General features: G+C 31.5%; 1 protein-coding gene. It reads left to right on the forward strand.

From position 1 onward, the window contains the following. The coding region (locus tag U880_RS0101830; RefSeq protein ID WP_024654533.1) for an anti-CBASS protein Acb1 family protein at positions 1-956 on the forward strand (956 nt) is incomplete at both ends.

The raw sequence follows: 956 nt of genomic DNA on the forward strand, positions 1-956 counted from the left end.
GGTATTGAAGATACGTTAGATAATCTAAAAGTAGAACTCAAAGAAGCACTATTGAATTGTATCATAAGTTACAGATTCAATGGTGTTGGCTATATTTTGGTTAAAACAGCAGGAGATGATAATCTTGACTTAGAAATTAATTCAGAATTACCAATTGGATTTGTGTATTTAGATTTTAGTTGTGTGCGAGATAGGGGTTCTAAGTCTTCTTATGTCATATATTCATTCAAAGAAGAGGATGATGAGGGAGTTTTAGTTAGAAAAGAAGTAAAGATCCATAAGAGTCGTTTGATYATATATGAGAATTAYGACTATATTTTGGGTTCATATACKCCATGTTATACSCAAAGTTTTCTTCTAAATGTAGTTCTTTTTGAGACTATCTATCAAGAGATAGATAGAAGGATTCGAAACTACAATTTTTTGTTTTACAAAGACGAGTCTTTAGCAGAGATTAATGATGCAATAAGTAAAGCATCTTTGCAATTTAATTTACTTACCAAAAGCAATAAAGATAATAGTTCTGGTATGTTCACAAAGTTGTTTAGACGCAATTCTGATGATGGTAGTGTTGATAATAGTGGTGATGAGAGTGTAAAGAAGGGTACCAATATCTTGAATGCACTAAACAATGATTTGTCCCTCGAACTTGAGAGACTAAAATCCAAYTTGAATAATGATGGGATATTYTATTCTGGAAGTGAGTCTGCACATTTAGAAGTTATGAAATATGAACTTACTTTTTTGAAAGATACTTTAGAACTTGTAAAAGCAAAAATAGGAGCAGATACTAAAGAACCATTAACTAGGAGTTTCAATGAACAAACTAAAGGTCTTGGCAATGATGGTAAAGGAGACCGAAGTAATTATTATGATTTTTTGAAGGGGGTGCAAGAACGGATTGAAATTGCGGTAAATCAGAAGCTTAATCAATATTTTGGTCTTGATATGAGATT

It is taken from the genome of Borrelia hispanica CRI (assembly GCF_000500065.1).
In the GTDB taxonomy this organism is placed as follows: domain Bacteria; phylum Spirochaetota; class Spirochaetia; order Borreliales; family Borreliaceae; genus Borrelia; species Borrelia hispanica.